Source organism: Fodinibius roseus (assembly GCF_900129315.1).
Taxonomy (GTDB): Bacteria; Bacteroidota; Rhodothermia; order Balneolales; family Balneolaceae; genus Fodinibius; species Fodinibius roseus.
Genome location: NZ_FQUS01000022.1, coordinates 15,482 through 30,138, shown reverse-complemented (window position 1 = coordinate 30,138; position 14,657 = coordinate 15,482). Strand labels below are relative to the sequence as shown.

Sequence of the window (14,657 nt, the reverse complement as noted above, 5' to 3'; positions counted from 1 at the left end):
ATCCTTATCCGGCTTTGGCTTTTTTGGGTTCGGTGGGATAGTCGATTTCGACTACTCCCGCATCAATATCTTTTAGCTTTGAACTCAAAAGCTTCCGCTTGAAGAGCGAGAGATGATCTAAAAAAAGGATTCCGTCCAGGTGATCGGTCTCATGCTGCACTATGCGCGCAAGCCAGCCGCCCACCTCCAGTTGCCGGGGTTCAAACCGGCGATCCAGATACTTCACGACGATCGTTTCAGGACGGCTTACCGGTGCGTTTATCCCCGGGATACTCAGACATCCCTCATTCATCTCTACTTCCTGTCCTTTTTTTTCAATAATTTCGGGATTAATCATGACAAGCGGCCCGTGTTTCGGCTCTTCCGCTTCTTCGGACATGGGGTCGGCATCCACCACGAACAGGCGCTTCAGTTCCCCGACCTGCGGTCCGGCCAGGCCCACTCCTTCTGAGTTATACATGCTATCGAACATATCGTCGATCAGCTGTTGAAGCTCTTCAGAATCCTTTTCTATCGGATTTGCTTCTTGGTGAAGAATCTCATCATCATACGTAACGATCGGTAATACGGACATTTTCTGATTTTTCAAATTCTATGTATTTCTGCAGAATGATCGCCGCAGCAGCCTGGTTGATACGGTCGGATTCCCGGCGCTTCATCTTCGGGACACCCGCCTCTACCATGGCGCGTACGGCTTCTTTGGAGGTATAGCGCTCATCCACTTTAACAACTTCCATATCGGGAAAATGTTCTCTGAATCGTTCAAGAAATTTCCGAACCATTTTAATGGCCCTTCCCTCCTCTCCAGCGGGCGTAAGCGGCCAGCCGACTACCATTTTTGTTACCTGCTCGTTCTCAACCAGCTCCTCGAGCTTATTAAAGACCTCATCCGAGCCATAGGTGCCCACCGGATTAGCAACCGTTCGGAGCAGGTCAGAACGGGCTATACCGAACCATTTGGTTCCCACATCGATTCCTACAAGTCTGCCATACTGTGCCACTGTCAGCCTTCCATTTCTTCCAGGTCCTCTTCTTCAAGAGGCTGTTTTAGAAATTGTTTTAAAAGTTTACTCGGTTTAAAGTGTGTTTTTCGGTGCGCCGGCACGTAAATCTCTTCATTCGTCCGCGGATTACGCGCCCGCGGCTTTGCTTTCGTCTTCTTTACTTCAAAAACACCAAAATCACGTAATTCGATCCGACAGGTCGGATCCGCATCCATCATGGTCTCCCGAAGAGCAACCAGTACCGCATCGACCCAGGGCTCGGTTTGAACCATCGGTTCATCCAGCTGATCCGCCACACGCCGTACGATATCTCTTTTGGTATAGGTAATCATAATGTACTAAAATATTAAATTAATACTGTCATGTGATAATACTGAAAAAGTATAACAGTGGACAATCGCATAATTGAGTTGATGATATTACATTTATAACGGATTTGAAAGTTTCGCCCGGGATTAATACCAGTTATTTGAGTTCTCGTGATCGTTGCGAGACATAAGCCCGGATTTTTTATTCTCGAAGAAACGATTTGAAAACCAGGCATTTTGATCAATATCAAAGCCTGAGAAAATTTAAAATCGTAGCATATACATAGGTATATGTGAGGATATTGAATGCGCAAAAATGCGGAATCGGGACAAAAGAACGGTTTTGCAAAGCTCTCTTAAGCAAATAACGGCTTACTGATAGCAGATATCTCACTCGTAACGGAAAACACTTTTTACGCCTTCTACCTTATGCAATTTGGTAACCACGCGGTCGAGATGATTGATATCATCCACATACACTGTCAGGATTCCTTCAAACATTCCGCTGTCGCTGGTCACATTGATGCTCTTCATGTTTGTTTCCATCGATTTAGACAGAATATCCGTAAGGTCGTTTATCAATCCTACGCGGTCTTCTCCAATGACTTTGACAGCCCCCAGGAATTTGGAATCAATATTCTTAGCCCATGACACATCGATAATACGCTCGCCGTCGGTCTGGATGAGATGGTGAATATTTTTACAATTGGACCGGTGAATCTTGACATCACCCGTGCGGCTGATGAAGCCAATAACATCATCGCCGGGAATCGGATTGCAGCAGTTGGCATAACTGTATTTAATATTTGAAATATTGTCATCAATAACCAGCGCCTTTTCATCGCCCAGTGAACGCGCCGAGTCGATATAGGTCTGCTGAATTTCCTCTTCGGTGACAACGGACTGCTCCTCTGACTCTTTTTCTTCTTCTATGCGACCCGTTCCGGTAAACTGCTTGACTGATTTAAACAGTTTATTTACGTCAAAATTTCCTTTGCCGATTTCATAGAACAGTTCCTGCGTTGAATCGAAACTCAGCTTGTGAGCAACCTGCATCAGGTCCTGCTCTGAGATTTCGATCTTTCCGCGCTTTGCCCGTTTCTCCCAAATTTCACGGCCTTCATCCGCAACCTGCCGCTCTTTTTGTTTGATAAACTGTCGGATTCGCGATTTCGCTTTATGGGTGACGACATCATCGATCCAGTCGGGATTTAAATTTATTTTATTGCCGGTAATAATTTCCACCTGGTCGCCGATCTCCAGTTTTTGGCGCAACGGGGCCATCTTTCCGTTCACCTTCGCCGCCATAGCGCGCTCGCCGATCTCACTGTGGATATCAAAGGCAAAGTCAATGGGGGTGGCCCCCTGCGGAAGGGTGCGCAGCTCCCCCTGCGGGGTGAACACATAAATTTCATCCTGGTACAGGTTCAGCTGAAAATCCTTAACAAATTCCGTGGCTGCCTCTGGACGCGGATTATCCAGAATATCCCGCACCCAGTGTACAAACTTGTCCAGCGTTTCCGACCCTTTTTTCCCTTCTTTATATTTCCAGTGGGCAGCCAACCCCTTTTCAGCAATATCATCCATCTGCCGGGTCCGGATCTGCACTTCGACCTTGCGTCCCTGCTTGGTTATCACAGTGGTATGCAGCGACTGATAACCATTGGCTTTGGGTACGGAAATAAAATCGCGAAACCGCTTGGGGATGGGAGTATACCAATCCGTAATAATAGAATACACGCGCCAGCAATCTTCCTTGGTATGGGGATCCTCCAGAATAATTCGAATCGCAAAAAGGTCGTAAATTTCTTCAAACGGCTTCTGCTGACGCTGCATTTTCCGAAAAATCGAATAAATATGCTTGGGACGCCCTTTAATTTCAAAGCGAAAGCCCTGCTTATGCAGCTCTTCGCGAATCGGCTGCATAAATTCCTCAATAAATCGCTCGCGCGACTCCCGCTTTTCGCGCAGTTTCCGCGAAATAAACTTGAACGAATTGGGATCGATTACCTTGAAGCAGAGATCCTCCAGCTCGCTTTTGATATTAAAGAGTCCAAAGCGATGAGCCAGTGGCGCATAGAGCTCCATCGTTTCTGTGGCCTTTTGCAGCTGCTTTTCGCGCGGCAGGTGCTGAATAGTACGCATATTGTGGAGCCGGTCGGCAAACTTGATCAGCACAACCCGGATATCTTCGGCCATGGAGAGCAACAGCTTCATAAACGTTTCGGCCTGCTTGGTATCCCGGCTCTTAAACACGCCGGAAATCTTGGTGACCCCGTCGATGAGATGAGCCACCGTATCGTTAAACTTCTCCCTGATATGCTCGAGCGTTACCTCCGTATCTTCAACGGTATCGTGCAGGAGTGCGGCCACGACCGAAACATCATCAATATTGATTTCTGAGGCCACAATCTTGGCCACCGACACCGGGTGATAGTAATAGGGCTCCCCTGAGGCCCTTTCGATACCCTCATGCGACAGATAGCACAGCTTGAAAGCGCGGGCAACCATCTGTTCATCAGGATTTTCGAGGTGCTCCCGGCATACCTCCAGCAGCTGATTCAGATCCTCCTGCTGGGACGAATTGAGCTTATATTCGTCCAGATCAATAGTATAGTATGTGGTTTTTGTCTCCGCCATAAATGATCAATTAAGAAAAAAAGCCCGTTCCGAGCAAGATCAAACTTTAAAACAATATCTTTTTCCATTGCATTCGACCGGGGATGACACGCGTTGCTCGCCCCGAAATTCGGTCGTCGCCAGGATTTTCTTCTCCCGGATACCTTCGGAATACAGAAGCCAGGCGAACGTACAAACTTGTCTGTATAACCCCGGAACAGCGGAAGGTCCTGAGGGTCAGCGCAACACCCGGGCCCTATTTTACAGCTCTTACGGAATCTAATGTTAGTTTATGCTTTAAACTCAAAGCTATTAAGAGGATAAGTGCTATTTCCTCACTATAAATACGGGCCAATCCCGGACATGGCGCCCATTGAAGCCTGTTAGACTTCGCAAAATCCCCTGCGAGTCCGTCAAATTTGGCCGGATTCCGAACTTTTCTTCGTTGACCGGGTTCACTATTTGCCTCAAAAGATCCCAAAATGGGACTCACATCGCCTGACTCTCCCCGCGCCATCTAAATCCGAGGGACTCCATAGGATACAAAAAAAGGCGGACACCGCCGGTGTCCGCCTCAAAAACCAGTTTATGGCTTAAAATGCGAGCGACAGTCCGATGATAAAGCGACCGGTGCTGGTGTCTATCGCATCCCTGTTAAGATCGCTGAACTCTTTGCTCGACCTCACCCGGTATTCCACAAAAGGCTTGATTGCCGGGACGGGACTGAGCTTGGCTCCCACAAAGCCGTTCCAGTACAGGTTACTGTCGGACCCTTCGCCTTCGGGAAGATTATCCCCATCCTTAAAATTGAGATCGGCGGTTTCAGATCCCAGTCCCAGTCCCACATAAGGGGCCACCAGACCCGCAGAAATACCGCCAACGGCCGCTAATCCGAAGTCGTAATTCGTTATTTCCGTTGAATAAGTTGCTCCATCCGAAGTTATCTGATTCTCATCATTAAAATAGCTGAAATGACCTCGTAGCCCCAGATTGACAAGAGGCAGCTTTTGCAGGATATCGCGCTCGAGGCGGACACCAAAGCCGTTCTTGGGTTCTTCATTTCTTATTTCGTAAGAAGCGCCCAGGCTCCACTGTGCAGAACTTGTTTGGGGTACAGCACTTAGCAATAATGCCAAAGTAGCAAAACCGAGTAATATTTTTTTTACCTTCATAGTATCTATACCTCTTATATTTAATGATATTTAATTATTATTTGCTGCCAGACAACAAGATAGACATTATATTAAAGCAAAGACAAATGTATCTTAGCCTCTCCCCTCCCGAGACCGGGCAGGGAAGTCTGGGAGCAGCTCAATCCCCCCAGGAAAATCCAGTAACGGTCTTGGGCGTTGCACAGATGTTTGACAAGCCGATGCAACCCTTGCTCCGCGTCTTTTCGCTCCGGTTATCGGAAGAGGATACGGGTAGTCTTATAACAGTACTATTGGTGGTTTTATTCTCCTCCCCTTAGAAATAATATGTCCCCTGATTAAATTTCCTGTATAAATTCCGGTTGAAATATGGACATTTTAAAAGAAGAATATTATCTTACAGCGTTATCATTAATTCCCACCTTCGAAGTGAAATCCTTCCAGGAACGACGCGTTAATTCAACTCTTCTCGATGGATGTAACCTTAGGTGACAAAACAACATTTATAGTACACATGACACAACAAGGAACAGTAAAATGGTTTGACGTCGAAAAAGGATTCGGATTTATCAAACCAGAGGACGGAGGCAAAGATGTATTCGTCCACCGAAACAACGTAGAAAATTTAGACTATAATCAAGGCCTCGAAGATGGCGAAAGCGTAGAATTCGACGTGGAAGAAACCCCCAAAGGGTTAAGCGCGATTGACGTTCGCAGTCTTGATTACAAATAGTTTCTGACTATTTGCAATATACAAAGCTAAAGCCCGCTTTTTCGAGCGGGCTTTTTTTATTGGCCGGCGGATCCGGGGATTTCCCCCGGCAGTCACGGGAACGAGAGCAGGGAGATATTCTATTCCTATTCCAGGCCCCCGGCTTTTGAAGTCGGGTATTAGCCCGGCCTTTCCCCATAAATCTTTGTGAAAAACCCGCCCCACCCTTTCAGGTCGTATACTCCGCATTGATCCGAATATATTCATAGGACAGATCCGGTCCCCAGCCCACTGCTTCTGCGGTACCCTGGTTTAAATCGAGAATTACCGTAATATTTGAAGCCTGCATCTCTTGTTTTACATCCGACCGGCTCTCTTTTACAGGTTGACCCTTTTTCAGGATCTGTACGCTTCGCTCGGCATCGGAACCAATGTAAAGATCCACCTTTTCGGGATCAAAGGAAACACCGGCACGTCCCGCCGCCCCCATAATACGTCCCCAGTTCGGATCCGTCCCGAAAATAGCCGTTTTTACCAAACTCGAATCGGACACCGTCCGTATAATCTTTCGGGCATCCTCTTCCGATTTTGCCTTTTTCACATGATATTCCACCAGTTTCGTCGCTCCTTCCCCGTCAGAGACAATCAGCTTTGCCAGGTGCTTGCACAGCTTTTCAAGGTTGGCATAGAACCGTTCGTAGTGTTCATCTTTGGTGGTAATTTTCTCGTTTTCCGCCATGCCGTTACACATCACAGCCACCATATCATTGGTAGAAGTGTCCCCATCCACGGTAATCATATTGAATGTCTTGTCCACCGCCTCGCGTAGGGCTTCATCCAGCAGCTTGGAATCAATCGCCAGATCACACGTAATAAAGGCAAGCATGGTTCCCATGTCCGGGTGAATCATCCCTGATCCTTTGGCTATTCCTGCCATATTGATGGTGGTGCCGTTTATTTCAAAGTCGGTAAATCCTTCCTTTGCAAAGGTATCGGTTGTCAGGATGGCATTTGCCGTCAGCGAGCCGGCCATTTCGCGGTTGGAGAGCTTCTTTGCACTTTCCTCGATGCCTTTGAGCACCTTCTCAGTGGGAAAAGGTTCACCTATCAGGCCGGTGGATGCTACCAACACCTCTTCAACGGGTATATCCAGCAGTTCTGCCGTCTTTTCTGCCATAGCTACCGCACCACGCCATCCGGCATCGCCGGTGCAGGCATTGGCATTGCCTGAGTTAACCACGATTGCCTGCGCTTTTCCATTTTTGATGTGCTTGCGGCTCAGCTTCACCGGTTCGGCACAAACCACATTCCGGGTAAATACCGCTGCAGCTGCGGCCGGCTTTTCGGAATATATGAGCGCCAAGTCTCGCCGTTTCGATTTAATACCCATATGGCTTCCCCAGCACTTGTATCCGCGTACGTGTGTAATATTGTTAAGCATGATAGATCAAAAATTTAGTCAATGAATGGTAGAGAGCGTTATAGATTATTATGATCAGGGACTCAGTGGCGATATCTCCAGTCCTGTGCGTTCAATAAAGCCAAACATTAGATTCATGTTCTGTACGGCCTGACCCGCAGCTCCCTTTACGAGGTTATCGATGGTAGAGACGGTCACTACCTTATTGGTGCGCTCGTCATAAGTTACATGAATATCACAATAATTGGAGCCCCGTACGTGCTTTAGATTCGGCGGGTGATCAACCACCCTGATAAAATACTCCTTCTCATAAAAGCTATAATACCATTCCCCGAGATAATTTTTATCAATTTCCCTTGCGGGTGTGGAATAGGTGGTGGTCAGGATACCGCGATCAATGGGGATAAGATGAGGTGTAAACAGTACCTCCGTGGGTTTGGTGGAGTACTGCTCCAGGTTATACTGTATTTCCGGCGTATGCCTGTGATTCAGCAATCCGTATGCCGAAAAGTTACCGAATACTTCCGGGAAATGAGTTTGCTGTTTTGCTTTGGCCCCCGCGCCGCTGACACCCGATTTGGAATCAATCATGATCTGGCCGGGCTCAATTATCCCGTCTTTAATCAACGGTGCCAGCGCCAGGATAGCAGAGGTGGGATAACATCCCGGGTTAGCCACCAGCTGCGCATTTCGAATCCGGTCCCTGAACAATTCCGGCAACCCAAAAACAGCTTCATTAATCAGCTCAGGCGCCACGTGCTCTTTTTTGTACCACTGGGTATACTCTTCGGCGGAGCCCAGGCGAAAATCCCCCGAGAGATCGATCACCCGAAAATCGTCGGGATTCCATTCCCGGACAAAGTCCATAGACACCCCGTGGGGAAGCGCCAGGAATACCAGATCCAGGTCGTGATCTTCCAGGTTTTTCAGGGGCTCGAGCTTCATATCCACTCGTCCCTTGAAATGGGGATTAATACTGGCAAAAGACTGTCCCGCTTTGCTTTCAGAGGTAATAATTTCAATACTTACATCCGGGTGATCAATCAGCAGGCGCACCAGCTCAGAACCGGTGTAGCCTGTAGCTCCGACAATTCCTATCTTATGCTTTGGCATCTGTTTGGACTGCTTTTAAAGATTCAAGAAATACATTAATAACGGTATCGATTTCCTCTTTTGTTATGATCAGCGGGGGCACAAATCGCATTACATTACCGGAAGCGCAGTTCGAAAGCACCCCGCGTTTCATCATCTCTTTGACAACCTCCCCGCCCTCAAAACTCAGTTCCACACCGATCATCAGTCCCCTGCCCCGTACCTCTTTAATAGCCTCGTGATCCTCAGAGACCGACTGCAGACGATTCATAAAATAAGCGCCTTTTTCAGCGGCCTGTCCCGGCATATTTTCTTCTTGCATAACCGAAAGGGTGGCATGCGAAGCTGCCGAAGCCAGCGGGTTACCGCCATAGGTCGTCCCGTGTTCACCGTGTTCAAACGCTTCCGCCACTTCTTTTTTAGTGATGACCGCCCCGATGGGAAAGCCGTTCCCCAGCGCTTTGGCCGAAGCCACGATATCGGGCAGTATGCCGTAATGCTGGTACGCAAACATTTTACCCGTACGGGCAATGCCGCACTGAATTTCATCCAGGATGAGCAGAATATCATGTTCATCGCACAGGGCTCGCACCTGTTTCAGATATTCTTCCTGCACGGGATTGATCCCCCCTTCTCCCTGCACCGGTTCTATGACAATGGCGATGGTTTCTTCATCAGCTTTCATTTTCAGTGCCTCTATATCATTAACCGGCACCTGTTCAAACCCTTTGGGGAGCGGGTGAAATCCTTTCTGGTATTTTTCCTTCCCCATGGCGATGGTCCCCAGGGTACGCCCGTGAAAACAATTTTCCATGGAGATGATGTTTCCCTTTTTTCCACGAATGGTACCGTACTTCCGGGCCAATTTTATGGATCCCTCCATCGCTTCAGCGCCGCTGTTACATAGAAATGACTGGTCCAGACCCGACACTTCCGCCAGTTTTTCCACCAGCTTGCTTTGAGGCCCGCTGTAATAGAAATTCGAAATATGCATCAGCCTGCCCGCCTGCTGTTGAACCGCCTCAACGACCCGGGGATGAGAATGGCCAAGGCTGTTAACAGCAATTCCTGCGAGAGCATCAATATATTCATTGCCCTCGGAGTCTGTTACATATACGCCTTTGCCTTCGACAAGGGTGATGGGATAACGGCCGTACAAATCCACGTGATAGCGATGAGCAAGTTCCTGTGCGGTATCTGCCATGAGTCTGAGAGATAATCAAATTAATATTAAATCTTCAATGCAAAGCTAAACAAATCCGTTCAAAGATAAATCATAATTAATGTGAGTTCGATAGGAGAAACAGTCCTCAGCATAATAATGCTCCTGCTGTGATAGATGTCAACGCACATCATAGTGTTATTTCAAGCGAAGACGCTTAAAGCAGCCATGCTTTCCATTTTAATCCTTAATCACGAACTCAGGTTAATGGTATGTTTAGTGCCCGGAATATAAATGAAGATAACCGACTATGCTATTTTTGAATTTGAACAGTTAAGCTCTCCCGCATCCGTACTGCATTGAGCAGTTATACCGAAGGGCAGCGGCTATGATTTCACCCATTGATTTTCCGGTTCCGCTGTCACAGGGAATTCATATTTAGCGGTCCATGAAAAATTCCCATATTGACTACGGGCTTACAACTAAAATCTCAAGCAATTCATTTCACCTGATTCCCTGAACCCCTGGGTAAATAACAAATTAGTAGCCATGGCATCACAAAGTCGAAGGAAAAAATTGAAAAGAAGCCTTTGCAAAACCGTTTTTTGGCCAATGTCGGCGTTACCGGTCGGTTGAAACCTCTCGTATAAGAGCTATATGCCCCGAGGGCAACCTCCCTCCGGCGTTAAAACAAAGCCCCTGGTTTTTCCAAGAATGCTGAACAGTATCATTTCAACCATTTTCATGTTAAATGAGAGAAAGATAAAAAAAGACAGCAAGCGTTTTTCCCCGTAAAATCCACAGGTTTCACGATCTTGTGTCATACCGGTTAACTATGGCTGCCGTCCGAGGGCGTTTTGCGCGCGGGTAATCCGGTCCGTGGTAATCCCGTCCACCCCCTGTTCGGCCAGCGCGGAGATGTCGTCCGACTCATTGACGGTCCAGACAAACAGCTTAAGGCCGGCCTTGTGGCTCGCCTCAACAAGTTCCGGGGTGACGCCCCTGTAATGTACATCCAGTCCATCCAGGTCATGCTCCTTTACCTGCTCCAGAAGGGCTGTATCGATAGACTGGTACTCTCCCGTGTCCTGATCCCGCGGGGCCGATCGCAACCAGTAGGCCGGCACCTCCGGCATCTGCTGTTTGCTGGCTTTCACCACCTCCAGGCTAAAGCTTATGATGACCATCTGATCCTGTTTTCCGCTCTGTTGAATAAGTTCCCTGACAGGGGGAATGGCCCGCTCGGAATCCTTCACTTCGATAAACAATCGCTTGTGATCGGGCACCGAAGCTATTATATCTTCCAGAAACGGGATCTCTTCCCCTGCAAATTCTTCCCCTTTAAATGATCCCACATCCACCGTCCGCAGCTTCTCCGAGCCGGTTTCTCTGACCGGAAGGGCTTTGTCGCCCGTACGCTCGGTAGTCTTGTCGTGGATCGCCATAACCCGCTTATCCGCGGACAGAAAGACATCGACCTCGACAGCATCGGCCTCTTTTTTCCAGGCGGATGCTACCGAGGCCATCGTATTCTCCGGAGCAGCGTGGGAATCACCGCGATGCGCGATAATTTCAACCTGATGTCCGGTGGAATCCCGATCATCCGATTGTCCGCCACTGCAGCCCTGCATCACAAGTAATCCCATAGCCCCCATAATTATATATTGATTGATCATTCGTACGCTGCTCTTCAGCTTGCTCATTTTCTCCTGTTAAGTTGTTTTTTGGTTTGGTCGTTAAAATAAGGTTTTCATGCTTATAAAACAGGGCTATCCACGGTTCACCCCATTTAACAATTGATAGCTGTGGAGTGCCCCACATCGTGTGCCTGCAGGCACCTTCTTCCATCCCGTTTTATAGCCATTGACGTTTTTAAATGCAACGAGTTACAACAAGGGATCTGACGTTTTCTTCCTCAATCCTTAATGGCACCCAGGGGACGCGAATGCTCTTCGATTTCTTTTTTGTGATTTTTAACCGCTTCCTCTAGTTTTTCGACGATCTCCGGGTGGTCAAGAGCCAGATTCCGCTGCTCCCCAATGTCCTCCTCCAGGTTGTATAGCTCTTCGTTTTGACGGAAGACAAAATCATCCGAATAGTCATAATGAATATTGTTGTAGTCCCTTCTTTTGCCTTCAAGATGTAGTTTCCAATCTCCCATCCTGACGGCTTGCAGATCTCCCAGTCGATTTCCTCGACGACATCCCCGTATAATCCAAAATCTGATGTACCACGGAAATCTTGGCTCGCGTGCAAAGGTACGTGGGGCATAGTGTGCGCCAAATAAACAAAGAATGGCTTATTCTTATGCTCCTCAATAAACTGAACGGTTTCTTCGGTATAGCGCTTCGTTAACTGCTGTTGATCTGGACCCCGTTCTATAACTTCCTCATTGCGCATGACCGGCAGCGGATCATAGGGTCCCTTGGCAGGTCTTGCATTCGGCCCCATGTCGTTACTAAATGGAAGTCCAAAGTAATAATCAAAACCCTGACTGGTAGGCAAAAATGGCTTCTTATGACCCAGGTGCCATTTTCCGATAGCCGCCGTTGCATACCCCTCCTCCTGCAATAATTCGGCTATCGTAATTTCATCGGGATTCAGTCCGTCGTCCGAATCCGGCCAAAAAACCGTGGACACTCCCACCCGCCTGGCATAACTTCCGGTCAGCAGGGCGGCCCGGCTTGGCGAACAGAGGTTTTCTGCATAAAACTCGGTGAATTTCATTCCCTGGCTTGCCAGCTTGTCGATGTGGGGGGTGTCAATTTTCGGGGCACCGTAGGTCCCCACATCGGCGTATCCCAGGTCATCGGCCAGGATTATTACAACATTGGGCGATTTCGGCTGCGCATTTGCCGGAAGGAATGCAAAAAGCGCAAAAGAAAGAATTACAAAAATAAACAGCAGTTGATATCTCTTCATTTTATTAAATTTGATTCCATACATGCTATAAAAAGCAGAAACAGAGCTGCTACAGAATATTTTTTCCAGGTTTGTACTGACATCCTATTTATTCAGTATGAAAGATAATGGGGCTGCTTTTGAGCATAATTTTTTTCTGTCACTAATTCCTTCTCTTTTATCTTTAGGAAGTTTAACTACCGATACAAGGCACAAACAAACTGTCAGGGCCACATGAATCACATCTTTAAAGCAACGTTATCAGCGATAAAAACCTCCAAAACGTGCCAATAATCCACTGATTCCACCATCACCAAGAGCAGTACTAGTACGGCAACAAATATCGTCCGTGTTATTCGTACAAATTCCCATAAATTCCGCCGGGATAAAACATATCCACACTGGTCAGATTCATAAAAAGCTTCAAGTAACGAGGTGAATTTTGGATAGTCATTGTAACCCCATCAGACGGCATTCTGCCATCCAATGGATATTACAACTTACTAAATCATTAATCTTTTAACCATATCCCAACCATTTGAATGGTATGAGAGTGTAAAGATCCTTTATTCTGGCCAACCTGGATTCTGCTCTAAATTGTCATTTAATTCTAAATCTTCACGAGGGAGCGGATAATAGTAATCCTTGGGTTCTTCAAATGTACCCCCGGAGAACAGTTCCAAGTTTCCGGATGTGCCCCCTGTAAGGGGCCTTTCATTTATATTTATTTTTGCAGTTACTTCGTCAGGTGCTCCGGAGTCGTCGCCATCATGTACATATACATCATAATCGCCATCGTTATTAAAATCATGAGCCCCCAGGCTAGAAAAGTAAATACCCCTTATTGGGTCTTCAACTTTTTGGCCTTCCTTCCATCTCATCAGGTCGCTCCACCGCAGTCCTTCATTCATCAATTCTACCCGGCGTTCACGTCGAATCTCCAGTATTACGCCTTTGTTGACTCCCTGATCTAAATTCTCGTATAAATTCTCCTGATAGGGATCGGGATTCGCATTGGCATCCGCCATATTCAGGTGCGGCATATCGACTCGATCTCGTAATTCATTGATTGAAATATCCAAATCTGCCTGGGTTAGCGTTCCCAGTTCCGCTTTTGCTTCAGCATAAATCAATAGCGCCTCGGCATAACGGAAAAGGATGACATCGTTGTACGATCCACCCGAGCCCCATTGCGGCCCTTTTGGAGGCAACGCTTTTATCACTCTGTATCCTGTTCTTGTTATATCTAAATTTACGGGTTCAGGGTCATTTGAGCCATAAGTTGAATAATCGGGTCCAGCGGTGGTTTGGGTCAACCGTGGATCTCTGTTCTGCATCTCCTCATAAAATCCCATGGTTTCATAACCATCCTGATCGGTAAATGGACTCCCGTCATTCATTAAATAGCTATTCACAAGATCTTTTGCGAGTCCCCATCTGCCCTGGGTTGGGGCCGTCATCCTGTAAGCTAAATCATGCGTTCGTATACCAAATTCATAATCCACCGCTAAAATAGTCTCTGTCATATCCTGATTATTTCTCGCAAACAGATCCAAATAGGCCTGATCCGGACCTCCATTGGTATACAGCGTGTAAGCCCCGGAATCTATTAATTCTTTGGCAGCAGAGGCTGACGCTTCCAAAAACTTTTCATGATTTCCCAAATCATGATATTTTCTAAAGGTCCCTTCAAACAAACCGATGCGAGCTTTTAAGATAAAGGCGGTATATTTTGTAATCTGATTTAATTTCTTTTCGGCTGGAATATTGTCGACAGCATAATTTATATCAGCAAGCACGGAGTCCATGACTAATGCTCGCGGATCCCGGGCTTTATTCAACAAATCTTCATCATCCTGATCAATTACTTCGCCATACCAGGGAACCTCTCCGAACCTCTTCACTTTTTCGTAGTAAAAAAAAGCTCTGAAAAATCGGGCTATGCCGGAGTATTGGGCCCTGGCAGCCGCATCATCCACCCTCTTGTAATTTTCAAGGAAGTAGTTGATTCTTCTCAGATGTCCCCAGGACCATCCCCCGCTGCCCCTGTCTGTTGGTACAGTACGTGTTCCTTTAAGCCTGTCGGCAGCACTTACCCCTAAAATATTATCGGAATCGGAGTCGTCCATATACACCGATTTTGTGGGCAAAACAGCATACAGGTCATTGGTGTATGCTTTTAGGTCGTCACCGGTGTTGAAAAACTCCTCCGACGTTACCGCATCATCGGGAGGTTGATTAAGCATATCCTGGCAGCTTGCAATTAGGAGGGACAACAGTACTATTGT

General features: G+C 47.2%; 12 protein-coding genes and 1 pseudogene. 1 reads left to right on the top strand and 12 read right to left on the bottom strand.

Annotated features, from left to right (window positions below; genetic code table 11):
- Positions 1–4: 4 nt before the first annotated feature.
- From def to BUB16_RS16850, 5 genes are all read right to left on the bottom strand, one after another.
- Complete coding sequence (gene def / locus BUB16_RS16875) at positions 5–574, bottom strand: peptide deformylase (RefSeq protein WP_073067249.1); 570 nt, start codon at positions 572–574, stop codon at positions 5–7.
- On the bottom strand, positions 546–1,001 hold the full coding sequence (ruvX, locus tag BUB16_RS16870; protein WP_084088382.1) for a Holliday junction resolvase RuvX: 456 nt from the start codon (positions 999–1,001) through the stop codon (positions 546–548). Before ruvX ends, def begins: the two co-directional genes overlap by 29 nt.
- 2 nt (positions 1,002–1,003) lie before the next feature.
- Positions 1,004–1,336 carry an HU family DNA-binding protein gene (locus BUB16_RS16865; protein ID WP_073067245.1) on the bottom strand — a complete coding sequence of 111 codons (333 nt, stop codon included), beginning with the start codon at positions 1,334–1,336 and terminating at the stop codon, positions 1,004–1,006.
- 366 nt (positions 1,337–1,702) lie between these two features.
- On the bottom strand, positions 1,703–3,952 hold the full coding sequence (locus BUB16_RS16860; RefSeq protein WP_073067243.1) for a RelA/SpoT family protein: 2,250 nt from the start codon (positions 3,950–3,952) through the stop codon (positions 1,703–1,705).
- Positions 3,953–4,524: 572 nt separating this feature from the next.
- Positions 4,525–5,103, bottom strand: a complete 579-nt coding sequence (locus BUB16_RS16850) for a porin family protein (RefSeq protein ID WP_073067239.1) — start codon at positions 5,101–5,103, stop codon at positions 4,525–4,527.
- Between the two features lie 493 nt (positions 5,104–5,596).
- Here BUB16_RS16850 and BUB16_RS16840 point away from each other — a divergent pair, with 493 nt between their 5' ends.
- Entirely contained in the window at positions 5,597–5,815 is a 219-nt protein-coding gene (locus tag BUB16_RS16840; RefSeq protein ID WP_073067346.1) for a cold-shock protein, read from the top strand.
- Between the two features lie 208 nt (positions 5,816–6,023).
- Here BUB16_RS16840 and argJ read toward each other — a convergent pair whose 3' ends face one another.
- The 7 genes and pseudogenes from argJ to BUB16_RS16810 form a co-directional block, all read right to left on the bottom strand.
- Positions 6,024–7,235, bottom strand: coding sequence for a bifunctional glutamate N-acetyltransferase/amino-acid acetyltransferase ArgJ (argJ, locus tag BUB16_RS16835; protein ID WP_073067235.1), 1,212 nt, complete (start codon positions 7,233–7,235; stop codon positions 6,024–6,026).
- A 54-nt stretch (positions 7,236–7,289) separates the two neighbouring features.
- Positions 7,290–8,327, bottom strand: a complete 1,038-nt coding sequence (gene argC, locus BUB16_RS16830; protein ID WP_073067233.1) for an N-acetyl-gamma-glutamyl-phosphate reductase — start codon at positions 8,325–8,327, stop codon at positions 7,290–7,292.
- A complete protein-coding gene (locus BUB16_RS16825; protein ID WP_073067231.1) occupies positions 8,314–9,510 on the bottom strand; it encodes an aspartate aminotransferase family protein in 1,197 nt (398 codons plus the stop codon). The genes argC and BUB16_RS16825 overlap by 14 nt, the downstream gene beginning before the upstream one ends.
- 791 nt (positions 9,511–10,301) lie before the next feature.
- Positions 10,302–11,171 (bottom strand): glycerophosphodiester phosphodiesterase, encoded by an 870-nt coding sequence (locus tag BUB16_RS16820; protein ID WP_084088381.1) that lies wholly within the window; start codon positions 11,169–11,171, stop codon positions 10,302–10,304.
- A gap of 212 nt (positions 11,172–11,383) precedes the next feature.
- A complete protein-coding gene (locus BUB16_RS22300) occupies positions 11,384–11,629 on the bottom strand; it encodes a hypothetical protein (protein WP_350354147.1) in 246 nt (81 codons plus the stop codon).
- Between the two features lie 26 nt (positions 11,630–11,655).
- Positions 11,656–12,390: pseudogene (locus tag BUB16_RS16815) on the bottom strand (sulfatase-like hydrolase/transferase); the annotation flags it as partial.
- Between the two features lie 545 nt (positions 12,391–12,935).
- The gene (locus tag BUB16_RS16810) at positions 12,936–14,615 is read right to left on the bottom strand and encodes a RagB/SusD family nutrient uptake outer membrane protein (RefSeq protein ID WP_211483219.1); all 1,680 of its coding nucleotides are present in this window, start codon (positions 14,613–14,615) and stop codon (positions 12,936–12,938) included.
- Positions 14,616–14,657: the final 42 nt, after the last annotated feature.

What these genes read in the sequence shown, in the direction of transcription:
- def (WP_073067249.1), bottom strand. Translation starts at nt 574, where the DNA reads ATGTCCGTATTACCGATCGTTACGTATGATGATGAGATTCTTCACCAA.
- BUB16_RS16865 (WP_073067245.1), bottom strand. Translation starts at nt 1,336, where the DNA reads ATGATTACCTATACCAAAAGAGATATCGTACGGCGTGTGGCGGATCAG.
- BUB16_RS16860 (WP_073067243.1), bottom strand. Translation starts at nt 3,952, where the DNA reads ATGGCGGAGACAAAAACCACATACTATACTATTGATCTGGACGAATAT.
- BUB16_RS16850 (WP_073067239.1), bottom strand. Translation starts at nt 5,103, where the DNA reads ATGAAGGTAAAAAAAATATTACTCGGTTTTGCTACTTTGGCATTATTG.
- BUB16_RS16840 (WP_073067346.1), top strand. Translation starts at nt 5,597, where the DNA reads ATGACACAACAAGGAACAGTAAAATGGTTTGACGTCGAAAAAGGATTC.
- argJ (WP_073067235.1), bottom strand. Translation starts at nt 7,235, where the DNA reads ATGCTTAACAATATTACACACGTACGCGGATACAAGTGCTGGGGAAGC.
- argC (WP_073067233.1), bottom strand. Translation starts at nt 8,327, where the DNA reads ATGCCAAAGCATAAGATAGGAATTGTCGGAGCTACAGGCTACACCGGT.
- BUB16_RS16825 (WP_073067231.1), bottom strand. Translation starts at nt 9,510, where the DNA reads ATGGCAGATACCGCACAGGAACTTGCTCATCGCTATCACGTGGATTTG.
- BUB16_RS16820 (WP_084088381.1), bottom strand. Translation starts at nt 11,171, where the DNA reads ATGAGCAAGCTGAAGAGCAGCGTACGAATGATCAATCAATATATAATT.
- BUB16_RS22300 (WP_350354147.1), bottom strand. Translation starts at nt 11,629, where the DNA reads ATGGGAGATTGGAAACTACATCTTGAAGGCAAAAGAAGGGACTACAAC.
- BUB16_RS16810 (WP_211483219.1), bottom strand. Translation starts at nt 14,615, where the DNA reads ATGCTTAATCAACCTCCCGATGATGCGGTAACGTCGGAGGAGTTTTTC.